Source organism: Psychrobacillus sp. BL-248-WT-3, assembly GCF_012843435.1.
Classification (GTDB): Bacteria; Bacillota; Bacilli; order Bacillales_A; family Planococcaceae; genus Psychrobacillus.
The window spans coordinates 1-19,233 of the sequence record NZ_JABAFC010000015.1 but is presented as its reverse complement, the minus strand read 5'-3'; the positions used below and the strand labels follow the sequence as shown (position 1 = coordinate 19,233).

Annotated in this window: 18 protein-coding genes and 2 pseudogenes; 2 read left to right on the top strand and 18 right to left on the bottom strand. The window is 36.0% G+C overall.

All coding sequences use genetic code 11. The features are described from left to right. Position 1 precedes the first annotated feature (1 nt). The 15 genes from murQ to HF876_RS09580 all read right to left on the bottom strand — a co-directional run bounded on the left by murQ (position 2) and on the right by HF876_RS09580 (position 16,271). On the bottom strand, positions 2–922 hold the full coding sequence (gene murQ, locus HF876_RS09650; protein WP_169359858.1) for an N-acetylmuramic acid 6-phosphate etherase: 921 nt from the start codon (positions 920–922) through the stop codon (positions 2–4). Between the two features lie 10 nt (positions 923–932). After that, entirely contained in the window at positions 933–2,081 is a 1,149-nt protein-coding gene (locus HF876_RS09645) for an exo-beta-N-acetylmuramidase NamZ family protein (RefSeq protein ID WP_169359857.1), read from the bottom strand. 16 nt (positions 2,082–2,097) lie between these two features. Then, positions 2,098–2,715 (bottom strand): YesL family protein, encoded by a 618-nt coding sequence (locus HF876_RS09640; protein ID WP_169359856.1) that lies wholly within the window; start codon positions 2,713–2,715, stop codon positions 2,098–2,100. 158 nt (positions 2,716–2,873) lie between these two features. Then, positions 2,874–3,764, bottom strand: coding sequence for a carbohydrate ABC transporter permease (locus tag HF876_RS09635; RefSeq protein WP_169359855.1), 891 nt, complete (start codon positions 3,762–3,764; stop codon positions 2,874–2,876). Positions 3,765–3,776: 12 nt separating this feature from the next. Continuing rightward, positions 3,777–4,733, bottom strand: coding sequence for an ABC transporter permease (locus HF876_RS09630; protein WP_169359854.1), 957 nt, complete (start codon positions 4,731–4,733; stop codon positions 3,777–3,779). Positions 4,734–4,812: 79 nt separating this feature from the next. Continuing rightward, positions 4,813–6,414, bottom strand: a complete 1,602-nt coding sequence (locus tag HF876_RS09625) for an extracellular solute-binding protein (RefSeq protein ID WP_169359853.1) — start codon at positions 6,412–6,414, stop codon at positions 4,813–4,815. A 102-nt stretch (positions 6,415–6,516) separates the two neighbouring features. Further along, a complete protein-coding gene (locus tag HF876_RS09620) occupies positions 6,517–8,112 on the bottom strand; it encodes a glycoside hydrolase family 3 protein (protein ID WP_277347102.1) in 1,596 nt (531 codons plus the stop codon). 225 nt (positions 8,113–8,337) lie between these two features. Further along, the gene (locus tag HF876_RS09615) at positions 8,338–9,867 is read right to left on the bottom strand and encodes a glycoside hydrolase family 10-like protein (RefSeq protein ID WP_169359852.1); all 1,530 of its coding nucleotides are present in this window, start codon (positions 9,865–9,867) and stop codon (positions 8,338–8,340) included. A 422-nt stretch (positions 9,868–10,289) separates the two neighbouring features. Further along, the gene (locus HF876_RS09610; protein WP_169359851.1) at positions 10,290–11,285 is read right to left on the bottom strand and encodes a DUF3196 family protein; all 996 of its coding nucleotides are present in this window, start codon (positions 11,283–11,285) and stop codon (positions 10,290–10,292) included. A 293-nt stretch (positions 11,286–11,578) separates the two neighbouring features. After that, entirely contained in the window at positions 11,579–11,800 is a 222-nt protein-coding gene (locus tag HF876_RS09605) for a hypothetical protein (protein ID WP_169359850.1), read from the bottom strand. Positions 11,801–11,914: 114 nt separating this feature from the next. Beyond that, the gene (locus HF876_RS09600) at positions 11,915–12,472 is read right to left on the bottom strand and encodes an integrase (protein WP_169359849.1); all 558 of its coding nucleotides are present in this window, start codon (positions 12,470–12,472) and stop codon (positions 11,915–11,917) included. 908 nt (positions 12,473–13,380) lie between these two features. Beyond that, on the bottom strand, positions 13,381–13,596 hold the full coding sequence (locus tag HF876_RS09595) for a KGG domain-containing protein (protein WP_169359848.1): 216 nt from the start codon (positions 13,594–13,596) through the stop codon (positions 13,381–13,383). Between the two features lie 142 nt (positions 13,597–13,738). Beyond that, entirely contained in the window at positions 13,739–13,954 is a 216-nt protein-coding gene (locus HF876_RS09590) for a KGG domain-containing protein (RefSeq protein WP_169359847.1), read from the bottom strand. 110 nt (positions 13,955–14,064) lie between these two features. Continuing rightward, positions 14,065–14,295 (bottom strand): KGG domain-containing protein, encoded by a 231-nt coding sequence (locus HF876_RS09585; RefSeq protein ID WP_169359846.1) that lies wholly within the window; start codon positions 14,293–14,295, stop codon positions 14,065–14,067. Positions 14,296–14,414: 119 nt separating this feature from the next. Continuing rightward, entirely contained in the window at positions 14,415–16,271 is a 1,857-nt protein-coding gene (locus HF876_RS09580; protein WP_205964074.1) for a DNA ligase D, read from the bottom strand. 86 nt (positions 16,272–16,357) lie between these two features. Between HF876_RS09580 and ku the strand changes: the two genes are divergently transcribed. Further along, positions 16,358–17,188, top strand: coding sequence for a non-homologous end joining protein Ku (gene ku / locus HF876_RS09575; RefSeq protein WP_169359845.1), 831 nt, complete (start codon positions 16,358–16,360; stop codon positions 17,186–17,188). A gap of 122 nt (positions 17,189–17,310) precedes the next feature. Here ku and HF876_RS09570 read toward each other — a convergent pair whose 3' ends face one another. Beyond that, a complete protein-coding gene (locus tag HF876_RS09570) occupies positions 17,311–17,601 on the bottom strand; it encodes a hypothetical protein (protein WP_169359844.1) in 291 nt (96 codons plus the stop codon). Between the two features lie 314 nt (positions 17,602–17,915). On the opposite strand from HF876_RS09570, the gene HF876_RS09565 reads away from it, so the two are divergent. Beyond that, positions 17,916–18,311, top strand: coding sequence for a pyrimidine dimer DNA glycosylase/endonuclease V (locus HF876_RS09565; RefSeq protein ID WP_169359843.1), 396 nt, complete (start codon positions 17,916–17,918; stop codon positions 18,309–18,311). A gap of 139 nt (positions 18,312–18,450) precedes the next feature. Here HF876_RS09565 and HF876_RS19365 read toward each other — a convergent pair. Together HF876_RS19365 and HF876_RS09560 are read right to left on the bottom strand one after the other, a co-directional pair. Continuing rightward, a pseudogene (locus tag HF876_RS19365) lies at positions 18,451–18,615 on the bottom strand (transposase); the annotation flags it as partial. A 31-nt stretch (positions 18,616–18,646) separates the two neighbouring features. Then, positions 18,647–19,232: pseudogene (locus tag HF876_RS09560) on the bottom strand (transposase); the annotation flags it as partial. Between the last annotated feature and the right edge of the window lies 1 nt (position 19,233).

Genomic DNA, 19,233 nt, shown 5'->3' with positions numbered 1-19,233 from the left:
CTTATAAATTCCTATCCGCTAATTCAATAGCCTTTCTTACAAAACCGTTTGCCTGTTTAATATAATCTATTGCCTCTTCATAATTCACATTAGCTTTCATCATTACTATTGCAGGTTTTACCTCATTATTTGCAAGTTTTAAAAATTCTTCTGCCTCTTGATATGTCTGGTTAGTAATCGTTTGAATAATACCCTTCGCTCGCTCTTTTAGCTTTTCATTGCTGACGGATACATCTACCATTAAGTTTTCATAAACCTTACCTAGCTTAATCATAACCGTTGTTGAGATCATATTTAAAATGAGCTTATGTGCAGTAGCTGCTTTCATCCTTGTAGACCCCGTAATTACCTCTGGTCCAGTCTCTACTTCAATTTTAATAGTAGCATGTTCACTGATGGAGGAATTTTTGTTTGCAGTTAAACTGATTGTTTGTGCACCAACCTCATTAGCGTATTCTAATGCCCCAATTACATATGGCGTTCTTCCACTCGCTGCTATTCCTATCACTACATCATAACTAGACAAAGCTCTTTCTCTTAAATCTTCTTTACCTTTCTCTGGACTATCCTCGGCGCCCTCTACCGCTTTTTCAAAAGCTGAAAGGCCACCTGCCATAACAGCCTGCACTAAATTGGACGGTGTCCCAAAGGTGGGTGGACATTCGACCGCATCTAAAATACCTAGTCTCCCACTTGTTCCCGCTCCAACATAAAATAGTCTTCCACCAGATTTCAATGAGTTGAATACAGCCTCTGCAGCCCTTTCAATATCATCTATCTCATCCTGTACACATTCAGCGACACGTTTATCCTCTTCATTAATCATTGCTAAAATGCTTTTAGTAGACATATGATCAATGTTTATGGAATGGCTATTTCTCTGTTCGGTTGACAGTTTATTCAAATTAGATAAATCATTCATTTTAATCATCCTAGTTATATATGTCGTATATTTTCTTTTCTTTTTGAAAGCCTTCGATTAAAGATAGACAATTCTCTATATATTCTGTTGTCGTTCCATTCCAAATATGTTCCCTTATACTTTTAGATCCAGCCAACAAGTCAAAAAAATACTTCTTCTGCCCATTTTCTATAAATGAGAAATCATTTGGATACATTTCTGCGATTGTCTCTATTAGCAAGAGACCAGTTTCCCAAGCATTTAATATGCGGCGATCGACAATATGTAGCTGAATTCCGCTGCAAATAACATTCATATGCTTTTGATAAGTTGGTTTAAAAGAAATGGGCCTTGCGATAACGCCTTCTATCTTTTTCTCATTAAATACCTTTGCTAGCCTTTGCCCATCCACATAAGGAGCACCAATCCATTCAAAAGGTCTTGTCGTGCCTCGTCCTTCAGATAAGTTAGTTCCTTCTATTAAACAGGTTCCAGGATATAATACATTCATATCAATATTAGTAGTATTTGGAGAAGGGGGTACCCACAATACAGGAGTGTCATCAAAGTACATGGATCGCAGCCAACCCTCCATTGGAACCACTGTTAAGTCACAATTATATCCAAACTTATATTTAAACAACTGTGCAAGTTCTCCTACAGTCATCCCATGTCTATTTGGAATAGGTAACAAACCAACAAAGGAGCGAACATCCTCTTCCACAAGGTTTCCTTCTATTCGGTCACCAGAAATTGGATTTGGTCGATCCAATACAACAAACTGCTTTCCTTGCTCTCCACAGGCTTCCATTACATATGCCATTGTATAAATGTACGTGAAATATCTTGAACCAATATCCTGCAGATCAAAAACAATGACATCAACAGATTCTAACATCTCTTTTGTAGGCTTCCTTGAATCACCATATAGACTGTAAACCGGAAGATTTGTGTAAGGGTCTATCGAAGACTGTACTCCCTCTCCTTCTTTAGCATCTCCACGTATCCCATGCTCTGGACCATATAAAGCTGTAAGATTTATGCCAGGGTGATCGACAAACAATTCAATAGTCGGTGTGAGCTTTTGGTTTACACCCGTCATATTCGTCACCAAGCCTATACGATTTCCGATAAAAGCTTTATAGCCATCTTCCAAAAATACTTCTACCCCTAGCTTCATTTGTTTCCTCCACTAATCAGACATTTGAGGGCTCATACTTTGTAAACGTTTTAGACGCTCCCCACGTTAGGATAAAGGCGGTTACACTTCCACCAAAGAAAAAGAGCAAAGCGGGAATGGTTATAAAAGTTACATAGTGAACAAATAATAATATTGCAATCAATGCAATCGTTAGTATAGGATGAATGACTCCTATTACAAAAGCCCATTTAATATTTTGTAAGGTGCTTATATTGAAATGTACAAAGATTGGGAAAGAGTATAACAATACAATAAGTAAAACTATAAAAAGTGCTATTACCCCATAGCTTGCCACAAAGTAAACCATATTCTCCTGAGCTCTTAAAATTTGCAGCTCAATATATAGTAGATATCCTATACCGGCAAGTATGTATCCGAGTAGATTAGCTTTAAAAAATTCTTGGCGATAAGATTTCCAAAAGGTTTGAAATACGGGAATATCTGTATCTCCAGAAACCCATTTTCTTACTACTGCAAACATACCCGCCGTTGCAGGCATGAGTCCAAAAAAGAACAAGCCTACTAGTGTGAATACAAACCAAAGTATGTTCAAGTATGCTAACCTCATTGCCCACACTGCGAACTGATAGTATCCATTAACAAAACTGTTCATAGTAGACTCTCCCTTCTATGTTGAAATTGAAAAGCGTAGGCGCCTATCTCTGCCCTGGCAGGCAAATGGGGAAATACGAGGAGGCAGCTCTTCAGCCACCGTAGCTTTTAACCATTTGACCCGAGGGGCAAGGCGCCGAAGCTAGACACCACGAAAAACTATTCTTTAATCGAACCGATTAATACGCCTTGGACAAAGAATCGTTGTAAAAATGGGTAAACAATTAGTAGTGGCAAAGAAGAGATAATGATGACCGCATATTTAATAAGGCCACCTGTCCTCACCTGTTGGATGAGCGATTCCGTTTGCTCCCCAGATCCTTCACCTAGTTGTGCCTGATTTACTACTAAAATTTCCCTCAAAATGAGCTGAAGCGGATATTTATCCCGATCAGATAAATAAATTAACGCATTAAAATATTGATTCCATAAGCCCACTGCATGGAACAATGCCATAACCGCTATAATTGGCAACGATAGTGGTAATACAATTTTGATAAACATATAAAAATCAGATGCTCCATCAATTTTAGCCGCCTCTACTAACTGATCCGGAATACTGCTTTGGAAGAAAGTTCTCGCTACTAAAATAGACCAAGCCCCAACCACTCCAGGTATTACAATTGCCCAAATGGTATCAAGCATTCCTAAATTTTTGACCACTAAATAAGTTGGGATTAAACCACCACTGAACATCATTGTGAATAGAACAAACCATAAGATATACTTACTTCCCATCAACTCTTTTCTAGAAAGTGCATAAGCACATGGTAACAGCACAAATAAATGGAGAAGTGTTCCTACTGCTGTATATAAAATGGTATTGCGATACCCTGACCAAATAGAGTCATTTTGTAATATTTTTCTATAACCTTCAAACGTAATATCGACTGGCCATAACCACATTTTCCCTGAGCTTACGGCTAAGGGATCACTTATGGAGGCACTAATAACGAAGACAAGCGGATAAACTATTAAAATGACGATGACCGTTAAGAATATTTTGTTTAGAACGTCAAAGCCTTTGTCAGACAAACTAACTTTTTTCATTTGAACCCCTCCTTACCATAAGCTGTTATTGCTAGTTTTTCTTGCAACATAATTGAAGGTTATTAATAAAGCTATGTTAATGATGGAGTCAAATAAACCAATAGCTGCTGCAAAACTATATTGACCTTCTAGTAATCCAGCTTGATATACATAGGTTTGTATGACATCTGAGGTTTCAGAGTTCAAGCTATTTTGTAATAGTAAAACCTTTTCGAATCCTACAGACATAAAACTACCAATGTTTAAAATTAGAAGCACAACAATTGTTGGAAAAATGCCCGGTATGTTGATATGTAGAATTCGTTGTAATTTCGACGCCCCGTCGACTTCTGCTGCCTCATGTAGTTCTGGATTAATGCCTGCTAATGCAGCTAAGTAAATAATGGAACTCCACCCTAAAGTTTGCCATACCCCAGACCAAACAAATATATGTCTAAACCAACTAGCCTCATCTAAAAAGCGAATTTGTTCCCCGCCAAATAGAGTAATAATTTGATTGACTAAACCGTTTACAGGATCTAAGAAAATAACAATCATCCCAACTACTACAACTACGGATATAAAGTGAGGAGCATATGTAAGTGTTTGAGCCCATTTTTTAAAAGCACCATTTTTCAGCTCGTTTAATGAAAGGGCCAAAATAATTGGCAAAGGGAATAATAACAATTGATATAGACTAAGAATGATTGTATTTTTTATTAATCTCCAAAAGTAGTATGAATCAAAAAAGCGCGTAAAATGATCAAATCCAATCCACGGACTTCCCCAAATCCCTTGATTAGCCATAAAGTTTTTAAAGGCTATTTGTACTCCATACATAGGAACATAGTGAAAGATTAAAAAATATAAAAGCGCAGGAAGTAAGAAAACATAGAGCTGCCAGCTTTTTAGGAAATTTCTTTTAATTTTAGCAAAACGACTCACTTTCGGAACAACCCCATGCTTTGCTTTTGTTTCATTAATGTGCATATTTTTACCCCCTTCTCCCCGTTTTTCTAATATTGCAGAGGAAGATACTTCCTCTGCAAATTAGAAAGCAACTCATTTATTAATCTTTGTATCTTTCATACGCCTTTTGTTGAAGCTCCATGAAGTCCTTTAATCCCATTTTTTCAATGGTTCCCACATAAGAGTCCCATTCAGTTAAAGGAGTTTCTCCTGTTATAAATTTCGCTTGCATTTCTTGTACGTATTTATCAATATCTGCTTTTAAAACTGATACTCGATCATTTTCTTCTGCAGTATAGGTAAAGTTAGGCCATACTTCATCTATTAAATATGGTTCAAGCTCTTTCGTAGCCTCTTTATCACCTGGTGCATTCTCTGATCCAGTGAAGTAATCATCTGTAATCATTACTGGATGATTTCCACCTGGATTGATTAAATATTTAGCTAGTTCTTGTGTCATCGTAAGTCCGTCTTTACTATTTGTGATTTTATCTAATAGCTTCGGTCCATCTGCTGTTTGTTCAAAAGTTTCCCCTTCAATTCCCATGAAGAACATCAAAGCTCCCTCATCACTGTAGAAATGATCTAACCATCTTACCGTTTCAGCAGGGTATTTATTTTCACTCGTAATAGCAAAGTTTCCTAAGTCTCTTAATGGAGAGGTAATTCCTGTGTATAGTTTTTCCCCACTCGGGCCAGCAAGTGCATTTCCTACCACATAGTCCTTACCGATTTCTTCTCCAAAGAGTTCAACAGGGTTGTAGAATTGAGTAGCTCCATACAACTCCTCAGCTGCAGCAGCCAAATATTTAGGAACGTCAATGGAGTAAATACCTTGATCGATTAAGCCTTCTGAATATAATTTATGCATATACTCTAACATTTCTTTATACTCTGGAGCCGTTGGGAAGAAACGAAGCTCACCAGCAGAGTCGGTATCAAGTAAAGTGTGAAGAGACCCTTTGTTTTGTACACCGAATGCACCGGAAATCCAATGTAGTATACGAGTCATAGAAACACTACTTAAAGGAATCTCGTCATTTTTTCCATTTCCATTCAGGTCGGTTTCTTTTACTGCCTTCAAGTAAGCATATAGCTCATCTAAATTCTCAGGATTTTTCATACCTAATTGATCTAACCAATCTTGTTTAATCCAAGGCTTAGCACCTATTAATAGAGACGTGAACTCTGGTGAATAAATAGTAGGGAAGGAATAAATATTACCATCCGGGAATGTAAGTCCTTTTTTAATTTCAGGATTTGCTTCTAACACTTTACTTAGATTAGGTGCATAATCCTCGATTAAGTCGTTCAAAGGAATAAATGTGCCCTGCTGGCCATATTTTTGTAAATCCCCTACTGGAATAGTTGCGGCATAAAAAACGTCTGGCAACGTTCCACTAGCTAACGCAAGGTTACGTTTCTCTTGTAATCCATCGGCTGGTACCTGCTGCCACGTGATATCTATATTTGACATTTTTTCATATTCATTAAGTATTAGAACGTCATTCCAATCATCAGCCGTAGTAGCTGACTTACCTGCAAAAATGTCCAACTTAATTGTTTCGTTTACAATGGGCATTCCTGTTTTGTTAAAATTTTTGCTATCTGGTTCTACAGTACCTTTTGCTTCATCATCCGAACATGCTGCTAAGGCTAATGCAGCTATAAGTGCTAATGAAATTATCTTTTTACCTCTCATTTGTAATACCCCCTAGTTTTTTTAAAATAGTCATTGCTATGAAACAAAACAAACTATTCTTGTAAACACTTCTTCCCTCCCTGCTTATGTATCCCTCACCCCCTAAAATGTTGTCTTTGTTTCAAGTAAAGTTACTGGAAGTTTTCCACTAACCGAGACTTTTCCAAATATCGCTTGAGCTGCGGTTCTTAATGCAAGATAAGTAAATTCATAGGTTGCTAAATATGCCGTTACATCCGGGAAAAACCTTAAATCATATGGATTTCTCATTGCTACTCCAACAATCGGAATATCTAATTTTAAAAGTCTATTAAATAACTCTGTCTCATAACTTGCAGCAGATACAGACAGAGTACCAATAACAATTACATCAAATTCCTTTGCCCTTTGAATGAGTAAATCCATTTCCTTAAGAGTGAATGATGTCGGTAAATCATAAGCCTCTACTTGATTACTAAATTCCTTCATTGCATCACTTAGTGTTGTTTTTATTTCTTTTACATCCTCAACACCGTAAATAGTTTGGTTAGGCGGATTAATGACTAATATATTTTGATCCATCTGTAAAGGAAGTAGGCCCTCATTTTTCACGATTGTAACGCTCTCTTGAAATACCTTCTCAGCTAATATTTTATGTTCTTCACTACCAAGTGAAACAAACTCGGAATGGAAGGGAGTGTTTTCCCATGACAAATATTTTCCCTTCAGTTTATTAATGCGATTAAGGGAAGCCTTTAAGCTCTCTTCTTGTAATACACCCTGAGCTAAGGCTAGCTCTAATTCCTTTATCGTACGTAGCTGAACCTCATGTGTATGTGAGACCATTACTAAGTCTACACCTGCATTAAGGGCCTCAACGGCACCTTTTTCAGTACCAATTGTTTCTGAAATTGCCTTCATTTCCAGACAATCTGTTGTGACCACACCGTCAAATCCAAGATCCTCTCTCAACAGCCCACTAATTACTTTTTTGGACAAAGTAGCAGGGACATTTTCTCTGTCCTCAATTGCAGGAAAATAAACATGAGCAGACATAATAGTATCTGCCCCTTCGGCAATGCAAGCTTGGAATGGTACAAGCTCTACTTCATCTAACCTTGCTCTTGTATGACCTATCACTGGAAGGGATAAATGGGAATCTACATTTGAATCACCATGACCTGGAAAATGCTTTAATGTAGTGATCACTCCTGCACTTTGCAAGCCCTTCATTGCATTTTTCCCGAATTCAGCTACTAAATGTGGATTTTCTCCGAAGGATCGAACCCCAATAACCGGATTATCCGGGTTATTATTTACATCTAGTACAGGTGCTAAATTCCAATTAACCCCTAACTCTTTCAGCTCTTTTCCAGTGGCAAGGCTTATATCAAAAGCATTTTCTATGTTTGCCGTAGCCCCGATGGACATTGCTCCAGGAAATGTAGTTGCACCTTTTCCCAATCTACGTACTACCCCATTCTCTTGATCCAGGCAAATCAGAAGAGGATATTCATATCCTGCTTTTTGTGCTTCGCGCTGAAGAGAAGATGTTAAACTTAAGAGCTCCTGAGGTGTACCAACATTATGACTAAACAATATAATTCCACCAATTCGGTGTCGATGGATCAGGTCAATGATACCCTCTGGTGCAATTTTCCCTTTAAATCCTACAACCATTAATTGTCCGACTTGAATAGACGCAACCCGTTGACTCAAATAAACACCTTCTTTATATTAATCAATTAAAAACAGTTCTCATAACAACGACTTTTCTATAAAGTCTGAATATTAAATAACATATCATATTTATTTTGAAAATGAAACATAATTTTTGAAATTTATAATTATTTTCGTTTTAATATTTCAATTAATGTTTTTATAAAGATAGATTTCATCCATATAAAAAACCTGAAGCCTAAACGGCTCCAGGTTTTGAATAGCTTACTTTTTAGTTTTTGTTTCCTCGGCATTCTTGCTTTCCACACCTGTGTAAGAAATAGATGTTACACCATAAGTGTATCGCTTATTCGGATCCACGTTCTGATCTTGAAATTTAGCAAAGCCGTTTTGGTCAAAAACTACCCCGACAATATTTTTAGGATCATTGTAATCCCCTGCTTGGTTGCCCTCGAAGCGGTAAATCACATATTTCCTAGCATCTTTCCGCTTCTTATTGTCAATTGATATTTGAACAGAGTTCCCATTATTTTTAGCAGTAACTAGTATTGGTTTTTTAGGTTCTTCTGCTCCGTTCCATGGAGTAGGAGGGGTTAATGATTTTGACTGATAAATTTCATTTTCTACTATATCAGCATAGCCAAGCTTATTTGCAAGGATATCCCGGAGAGTAAAATGCATTTGGCCCATCGTCTTTCCATTTGTACGGTTGTCCAAAATTTGCTCTGGTAATTCATACGGATTGTCCCACGCCGTATCAAAGTTAGCATTAACTTTGTAATCTGCCATTCCAATGTAAAGATTTATCGGATATCCTTCTGTTTGTCTGCTCCACCACTCTAGAAGCACCGAGTAGTTTGCTATAGCCAACTGACGAGACCAATATACTTGCGGTGTTATATAGTCTATATACCCTGATTGAATCCACTTTCTGCTGTCTGCGAAAAGTGAGTCATAATGAGCAGATCCATTTGTCTCGCTTCCATTCGGATCGTCCTTACTATTTCTCCAAATTCCTGATGGAGAAATACCAAATTGTACCCAAGGCTTAATTTGTTTGATGTTACTATTAATATGTTGAACTAGTTCATTGACGTTATTACGTCTCCAGTCACCGATGTCGTTAAAATCAGCACCATACTGTGCGTAGGTTGCAGCGTCATCAAAATTAACTCCTGGATAGAAATAATCATCCATGTGAACCGCATCCACGTCATAATTTGTTACTAGTTCTTTTACAGCATCTATTAAATAACTTTGGACGCCTGGAATTCCTGGATTTAAGTAATATTGAGTCCCATGCTTTACTACCCATTCAGGATGAATAGAAGCTATATTATTTGGTGCTAGTTCCTCTAGTTTTTGATTAGCCATTGTAACTCGGTAAGGATTGATCCAAGCATGTAACTCCATACCATGTTCATGTGCAGTATCTAGCATAATTTGCAACGGATCGTAACCTGGGTTTGTCCCTTGTTTACTACCTGTAATATAACGTGACCAAGGTGCTAGCTCAGATGGATATAATGCATCTGCAGTTGGTTTAACTTGAAAAACAACTGTATTAAAATTTTTTCGTTCTAACTCTTTGATGGTAGAACGAGCCCATGATGTATAAGCAGCTTCATCCATACCTGGCTTCAAGTCTATATTTGCAACAGTAGAAATCCATGAAGCTCTCATTTCAACCTTAGGAGAGATTGTACTCACCGCACTTCCTGTTTCGATACTTGTAAAGAATAGGGTAAACGTAAGTAACACAGCAATAAAGGCTTTAAAATACCTTCTATTCATTCTTTTCCTCCTCTTTCCAATTCTTATTTTTATACAACTAATAAATGCCCTCCTTTTCCATAAAATTTATATAATACTAAGTTATTAGTGTGATGCTAGAGAAGGAAAATCTATAATACATGTAAGTGTGGTTTCTTATTGGCTCACTTTCTCCACTTTAGTCGCCCGTTGCCACAACAAGATGATTACTTTACAACACTATTTCTCAAAATAACTAAATTTTACAAAATATTAGCAATTATTTGTATATTATTTGAATTGATAAAAAAAGTCAATATAATTCTTTTTAAATAAAATATAGTTTCATTTTTTCCCATTAAAAAAACTCATTAATTACTACTTAAGCTTAAGCGGTAACGAATGAGTTTCTTATATTTATGAAATAAAAATTTGTATTCCTTTAAAAGACGCGAGAAATTAACTTAAGGCTTTTCTATCGAATTTTCTATTGTCTCAATAAATTCCAACAAGGAATTTAAATGCACGTTTTCTTCCCCAAACATAATTTTAATAAAGTCAATGTACGCCATTGCAACCTCTTCATTTTTGTACCCTTGCCAGTCAAAAGGAAAAAGAGCATAGGCATGGCGGTGTAAAAGCTCCGTCGTGAGCATTTGCTTAGATGGGTCCTTTTGAAGATATTCTTGTACATGCTGATTTATTTCTTCCATTCGATCTACACCTGTTTGAGGAGGAGGAGAAGAAGGATTTACCTGCTGAGTCAAACCAAACTTACTGATTGTGATCGTATCTGTAATTCCAGCACTACCCAATAGTAAAAGTGCTAGTGTTTGAACGGTCGGAGAAACGTCAGGATATTCTACAATAGCCTTAATTTCAGGAATAGCTGAATGGATGTCTCTATAAAAAGCTTGCTGTAGAATTTGCTCCTGTTCAACAAAGCTTAGTTGTTTAAACGTTTTTAACTCAAGTTGCTCCTTCTCAATAGGTATAAGAGCAGTTTCCTCATTATCATCTATAAGTGGTTGCTCGTTAGCAAGGCGATTACTTAAATCTTTTAGCTGATTAAAATTGGTCTTTCTTTCATCTGAAAAATTATATTCAGTTAAAATTCGGTTAATCACTTGATTTAACTCGTAATACTCCTTTAAATCTAATAATATAGTCAAGTAAAGCTCTACTATCTGTTCAAAAACCGGAGATTTCTCTTCTAGTAGGCCCTCACATATTTGCTTTGCCTCTTTGGCCCTCCTAGTTTCTAATAAGGTAAGCACATAAACACTTAGAATCACATCATCGAGTACCACATATTTCTTCGCTTCGTCAAAGCAAGCTGCTGCTTTGACATAATTATTAGCCTCCGCATAGGCAAGCCCATCACTTATTAATGTGTCCACCATTCCTGGAAACACAATTACATTTTCATTTGTTTGAAGTTTATGTTTTTTCTTCTTCAATATATTCCGCCGCCTTTTATTTTCACTATGTATATGTATTATTTTATACTAACTCTTACTTATGTACTAACTACAAACTGTGAAAAAGGTAATTCATTTATAATCACAAGAAATAAACCAGCCTGGTCATATTTTACTTAATATAAAAATAACTATGTGAGAAATTACGTTATTAAGATAGGGTCATATTATTATATAAGGCTATGTTACCCATAACTTTAACAAAGCTTTATATAAAAATAAAAGGATATCCCTAAATAATTCTTTCAAGGAATACCCTTTCAAACACTCACTTATTTATTGAAGCTATCTTCTTGTCTACTAATTGTATCATTCATCGAAAAGCCTTGTTTTTCTTTGGCTTTTTGTGTTGGGTTCTTTTCCGTAAGTGGAGGCTGCTCCTGGAAACTATTAGGCTGTCTAGTATCTTTTTCTTCTTTGGGATGAACAGAATTACCTTGCTCTTGAAAGCTATTTGGTTGTCTCATATCTTTTTGCTCGTTATTGTGCTGCATTAAGATTTCCTTCTTTCTCTATATGGATTTACCATATATATTCCCTTTTAAAGATTAGTGAAACCTTAGAGAAAAAATTAAGCCATCTGTATATAGATTACAGATGACTAGGGTTTACGCGATTTGTTCATTGGTTTCTTCCATAAGACTATTATAAATAGAAAGATCAGCCTCGTAAGAATTTATATAGGTAGACATGCTATGTTTTTTAACAATCTCTAAATAAACAGGATTTACTATTTTATATGCTTCGTTTAGTGTCTCCGCATTAGTCCAGGCTGTTTCCTCAAAGACAAGATTCATTTCATGTTCTTCCAAAATCATAGATAACATTTCTAAATTATTGTAAATTTCTTTTATAGAATGATTTCGTTTCATATGAAAAATTTCTTTTGTTCGCTCCAGAGTATTCATTAATGCAACACGATCCATGGCATGACCTAGCTCATGAATTGTAAGTATTTTAACATATAACTCCATTGTTAAAGGGTAAGGCATTTCTTCTATGGCTATAAATAATCTGTTCAAATCTACCCCGATATAATTACCTATAAAGTTATAGCTCATATTAATCCCTGAATTGTCTTTATAAACCTCCATGGTCATGTTAACCGAGTGCACTGTTGAATGGATTATTTCTTCTATATTATTTTGCGTTTTAACATATGTCATTATGTTTCTTTTTTACCCCTTGTGTATTTATTGTTAGGACAAGTTTTCAATGAGTAATACTATATAACAATAACTAAAATTTTACAATATTTTTGTATTAAATCTTAAAGCACAATTCAAGTAAGTAAGTATATAATGAACTTTATATGCTTTTTAATAAGCAATTAGAAGTGTTTTTCACTTATCTGGTATCATTATTCGGGGCACGCTAGTTGAGATCTCTTTTTAATTTGGCTATGTTAAAGAGTAGGGTTGATTTATGATGCAAAGAAATCTTAAATCAGAGAGTAAAATTGATTTCCGCCCCAGCCGGACGCTTTCCACGGGGTGAGCGATAAGCCCTCACCCATCGCTTAGGCGCGTGGTTGTGAGGTCTTATCTGTCTCACTCATCCCGTAGGAGTCGCCGTCTGGCGCTCCAATCAATAAATGGGAACAGCTTTAGCATCGGTAAAGCGCTAATCAATTTACTCGCATAAATAAAGGTGAAAAACTGTCACCAACCTCAATTTCCTCATCTATTTATGTTTTATAGCCATTTGAATGTTCCTTTTTTAATGTTTGCAGTCACTATAAAAAAGAATTGTTAGTCAAAATCAACCAATAACTTTAACAAAGCTTTTAATTTTTACAATAAACAGTTTGGATTTACCTAACATTATGTAACATGTGGTTATGACGACTAATTAAGATGTAATTATACTTATATCATTTCCGAGGAAATAAACAGTATTCTTTCTTTGAATACAAAAAGGAATTCTTTATAAGTATTATTTTAAAAAGCCTATAACCTGAGTGTATATCTGATATATTGTTCCTTACAACATGCTAATAACAAAAAATACCCGAGTCATAATCGACTCGGGTATTGCAGAGATAGTCTTCTTTTTGTATATCAGACTGAAGTAATTAGTTATTACCTTGTTGACGAGATTCCCCGCCCTTACGTCCAATTTCCTTATAAAAGTCTTTGTTATGGTTATCGGATGTGGCTTCTCCGCCTTTGCGTCCGATTTCCTCGTAGAATTCTTGTCCGTGATTATTGGAGGTTGCTTCTCCGCCTTTACGTCCTGCTTCTTCTACAGACATTTTACCATTATTGTTTCCTCGATTGTTTGTAGCCATTAAAATCATCCTCCTAGTAATAGTTAAAACTCACTATTTAGATTCTCTTAAAATTTCGTGTGGATTATTTTGAATTCGGTTTTGTTAAACATGGATTTTAGTTAGTGATTAACATTTTTTATTTATTCATATAGCTTTGACTTTAATTGTTGTTGGAGTTGCCTCGCGACTCTCCACCTTTTTTACCTATTTCCTCATAAAAATCCTTGTCATGATTATCGGATGTGGCTTCTCCGCCTTTGCGTCCGATCTCCTCGTAGAATTCCTGTCCGTGATTACTGGAGGTTGCTTCTCCACCTTTACGTCCTGCTTCTTCTACAGACATTTTACCATTATTATTTCCTCGATTGTTTGCCATTAAAATCATCCTCCTAGTAATAGTTGAAACTCACTATTTAGATTCTCTTAAAATTTATTCTCGGATTTTTTGGTTCTAGTTAGGTTGAATTTATTTATACAGCCTTGAGTTTAATTGTTGTTGGAGTTGCCTCGCGACTCTCCACCCTTTTTACCAATTTCCTTATAAAAGTCTTTGTCATGGTTGTCGGAAGTGGCCTCTCCGCCTTTGCGTCCGATTTCCTCATAGAATTCTTGTCCATGATTATTGGAGGTAGCTTCCCCGCCTTTACGTCCTGCTTCTTCAAATGACATGTTTCCGTTGTTATTTCTTCCGCGATTGCTTTGGTTGTTGTTAGCCATATTAATTCCTCCTCTTACTTTGTTTTTGAGCTTTCTTTCAGGCTCACTAATCATATTCCCACCTTTTAAAGACTAAAACATATTCTCCTTAAAATAGGGCCTTTCTCTCAAGCATTTACTTAAAATAATATGTTTTTTAACTGTTCTATTACTTTTTTGAATGCACGTTGATTGTCTACGTGTCTAAACGTATGAAATATATCTCCATGCTTACTAACTCTTTCTAAAACCATTGGAATAGTAAACAAAGTGGGACTCAGCTCTTTATTTACCTCTACCCAATTTAATGGAGTAGCAACATAGCCACCCTCGTTACCGCGTGTAGAATAGGGAGCAATAATTGTTTTCCCTTCATGGTGCTGCACGTAATCCAGGTAAAGCTTGTTATCTCTATTTTTTTTCATGCGTTCAGTCGTAAAAAGGTTTGGCTCCTGCTCACATAGAAAATCGCAAACAAACTTAGTGAAAATCCTGGTGTTCTCGTAGGAGAAAGTACCTTTAGGTAGTGGAATATAAATTTGCAATCCCTTTCCCCCTGATGTCTTAATAAATGAAACAAGAGAAAATTCATCGAAAATAGCTTTCATTCTAACTGCAGCTTCAACTGCCATCCAAAAATAATCCACGGAAGGTGGATCTAAGTCAAATACAATTTCTGTTGGCATTTCTGTATCAATTGTTTGAAAAGGAATATGGAATTCTAGGGCTAGCTGATTTCCCAGCCAAAGAAGAGTTTCGATATTATTACAAATAACATACCTATTATCTTCAAAAAGTTTGGTTTCTACATATTTAGGGATGTTATCCTCCCAATTCTTTTGATAAAAACGTTCTCCCCTTATCGTTCCATGTGGATATCTAATGACAGTCAAGAGTCTATTTTTTGAAAAAGGTATCATATAAGAAGAGACTCGTTGAAGATAATAGAGATAGTCCTCTTTTCTAATATCATTTGAAAGCCATATAGGCTTGTCTGGATGAGTTACTTTCACTTTTTCGGGTAAAGAGTATAATTGTAAATTAAATTGTCTTCTTGTACAATCAGCTGGTTCACAATCAAAATTAAATTGATGGAACCTTGGTTCTCTCAAACTTTTTCCGTCAAAGTCGATTGAAGCAATATCCACGCATATAGAAGGTTCTATGATCCACTTATTTTTCCCAACCATTTGACCATTAGAATAAAAAAAGTTTTGAAGCGTTAGAAGCTCTTCTTCCTTGAGTCCGTGGCTAAAGTTGACCACTTCTATTAATTTATCCTGTTCATAGATAGCTCCAAAAAAATAATTATTGTTCTTATCAAATGATGTTAGAATGATGGTTGTAATCTTCCAATTTTTGATTTTGAGCCAATCAGTTGAACGCTTTCCAATAGTCCAGAAACTATTCTTCTTCTTTGCAACTATTCCTTCTCCATTATGCGCTACAATCTTTCCCCATAGTTGTTTACTCCATTTACTTTGTTCAATTATTTGTAGCCGTTTATCATTTTCATAATCAGCAGTAGGTAGACTAAGCTTTTTAAATATTAGACTAAGCCTCTCTCTTCGTGTAACAAGTGGAAGACTATGAATGCCTTCTCCATTAATGGTCATGAGATCAAAAATAACTAGGTGGCAAGGAAATTTAGCAGCATGCTGTTCAATTGCATCTTTAGTTCTCATCCTACCTCTTGTTTGAACGACTGTAAAATTACTCTTATAATTATTTACTAAATGTACAATCTCCCCGTCCATCACTATTGGTAAGTATGGTTTCATTTTGTCCTGAATAGAAAGGCAGAATTGGATAATTTCCGGAAACATTTTATTAAGAACGTTCTCATTTCTACTTTTTATTATAGGTTCCTCATGCCATTCTAATATACATCGAAAACCATCATATTTAGTTTCATATATCCAATCCTTATCTGAAGGAATATCGTCACTAGGAGTTAAAAGCATCGGTTTAATATTCTTTCCTCCTTTCTTTTTCATTAGCTTTTGATAAATTTATCTTCCTCATACATAAAACCAGTCGAAAGATATCATAGTAAGGGAAAAGAAAAGCAGGTGTAACACATATGCATACAGTTTGGAAAGGAAGCATCAGTTTTGGACTTGTCAATATTCCTGTAAAGCTTCATACTGCTACTGACAATAAAGATATTAAATTACGCCAACTTCATAAGGAATGCATGAAGCCCATTTCCTATAAAAAGGTTTGTGAGGGCTGTAGTGAAGAAGTGAAGCCTGAAGATATCGTGAGGGCTTACGAGTATTCTAAAAACAAGTTTGTCGTCTTGGATGAAGAGGAACTTGAAAAGCTACGAAAGGAAAATGAGGATAAAGCCGTACAAATAATCGATTTTGTGAAACTAGAAGAAATTGATCCTATCTATTTTGAAAAAAGCTATTTTTTAGCTCCTGACAGTGGTGGCTCTAAGGCATACTCTCTTTTAAGAAAAGCTTTAGAGGAATCTGGCAAAATTGGCGTAGCTAAAATTATTATAAGAGCTAAAGAACAGCTAGCAGTTGTGCGTGTATACAAGGAATTGCTTGTTATGGAAACCATTCATTTCCCTGATGAAGTGAGAAAGGCTTCAGACGTTCCAAATATCCCACTTGACCAAACAGTCGTACAAAAGGAATTAGAAACTGCCTTGCTATTAGTCGATCAGCTAACTACTGAATTTAACCCTGAAAAATACACAGATGATTACCGCACTGCACTTATGGAATTAATCGAAGAGAAAAAAGTTAGCAGTCCGCCTATTGAAACGGACAGTAAACAACAGCCTGCAGCCGCATCAAATGTTACGGATTTAATGGCAGCGTTACAGGCTTCCCTAGATAAAACAAAAAAGAAAAAGACGCCCGCTCGGAAAAGAACTCCAAAAGCAAAGACATCTTAAGCTTATTTTATATCAAAGCATACTTCCTGGATTCAATATACACATAATTTATTGTTAACAGCTTAAGCTAGTCCCAAGCCCTCTATATATTACGAGGGCTTTGTTTGATTTTAGGAACTCCTTTAACCTACAATAAAAGGAGAGACAATCATAAAAACTGACACTGTAGCAATAGCATAAGTAACTGAATTGGGTAATTTTTTTCTTCCTTCTCCTTTATACCAACCTGAAAATTGAAGTTTATTTCTATATAGTACAAATAGTAATAATAAAATCGCCACGCTACCTAACCAGGAATAAGTTCCCGCCTCGAACTTAGTATAGATTGCATTTAGTAAACCACTCAAAATTACACCTAGGATCGCAAAAATGAAAATGATACGAAGAATTTCTAAAAGCATCCTTAAAACCATTTAAGTAAATCTCCCCTTTAAGATCACCTAGAAGGTCATCCTTTTTTTGTTTTACTTGTAGCCATAAAGATAATAATAAGTGCTATAATTGCAATAAAAGCAAGAACTATGATAGTAAATAAAAAACCAGGCAATGCTATTGTTGGCATTCTGGCACCTCCATTCACCTAATAATAGCACAGTTATTTTACATTTTACACCACATCTCAATTCTCTTTGTAGCGAACAAATGCAAAAATTCAATTATTATCATTGTTTGAAATAACATGAATGTTTCTAGCACAGGGTCAACTTTATAAAGGAGATGTTATCTTTTGCGCTTATGGCACCAACATTTACTAAGCTCTTTACCGAAATCCCAACTGTTGGCACAATGGCGTGAGTTAAACAGTATTTTTGCGAAAGAAGATCGCCATATTTTAATAAACTATATTTATGACTACCCAAAAGATGATCTGTTTGCTTATACCCAATTGGTCTTACTGGAAATGCGTAAACGCAACATAAATATACGTACAGTAGACAAAATGGAAAAATATTTTGAAGGCCGCTCTTATAAAACGCTAACAAATCCATTTGAGCATCATCATACGAAAGAATATTTAGAGATATGTTATTTTAATCTAAAAGAAAAATTTATGCGAGGGCAGAAGGATTTTAATACTGAACAGTATGAATCCTTAATGTCCGTGTACAAAAAGGAAACGTGAATGTAAATACATTCACGTCAGAGTGTAGACAAAAGGGTTGGAAATCGAAACGATTTCCAACCCTTTTGCTATTATCACAGTTTACATTCTGGAAAAAGAGCTAATTCAGCTCTCGATTTTGTTTGTTTTACGCCAGCGTTTTCCAGGTCCAGCTGGCCAACTTCTTAAGATTTAAGGCAGTAAAAGTTAGCATCGCCTGCATGGACAATTTTTTAAGACCCTTTAAGGTTGTCCATCGCATACTATGCTTTTCTTTGGCATCGGCAAAGACACGCTCGATCGTCTCTTTACGTTTCCCGTAAATTTCTTTCATTTCATAGTTATGACGTAAGTCCTTTTTCATGCGGGAATGGTTTCTTCCCACGCTTTTCCCGGTCGAGGTTGAGCTCCTCCTGGAGCCTCTTTTCATAAGCCCGCGTCTCTTTACGAACAACCTTCTTCTCAAACTTTCTCTTATTGAGCACTAGCTTTCACATGGGTCGAATCAATAAAGACATGATCCGGACTTAGGAGCCCACGATCTGCGACCTCCTTTAATACTCTGTAGAAAATCCGCTCGAATAGATCTGTGTCTGCAAAACGACGGACATAGTTTTTCCCGAAAGTTGAGAACTGGAGAACCTCGGTATGGAAACCAAAGCCTAGAAACCATCGGTATGCCATGTTGGTTTCAATCTCTTTAATGGTTTGGCGCATGGACCGTATACCAAAGGTATATTGGATAAAAGTCATCTTGATAAGTACCACTGGGTTAATACTAGGTCTCCCTATTGTCGAATAAAGGTTTTCAACCAATGGATAGATAAAGGAAAAATCAATTGCCGCATCTAACATACGAACAGGATGGTCTTGTGGTACCAACTGTTCAATAGTCAAGATTTCTAATTGTTCGCGTTCATTGGTTTGATTTTTCGTCATCATA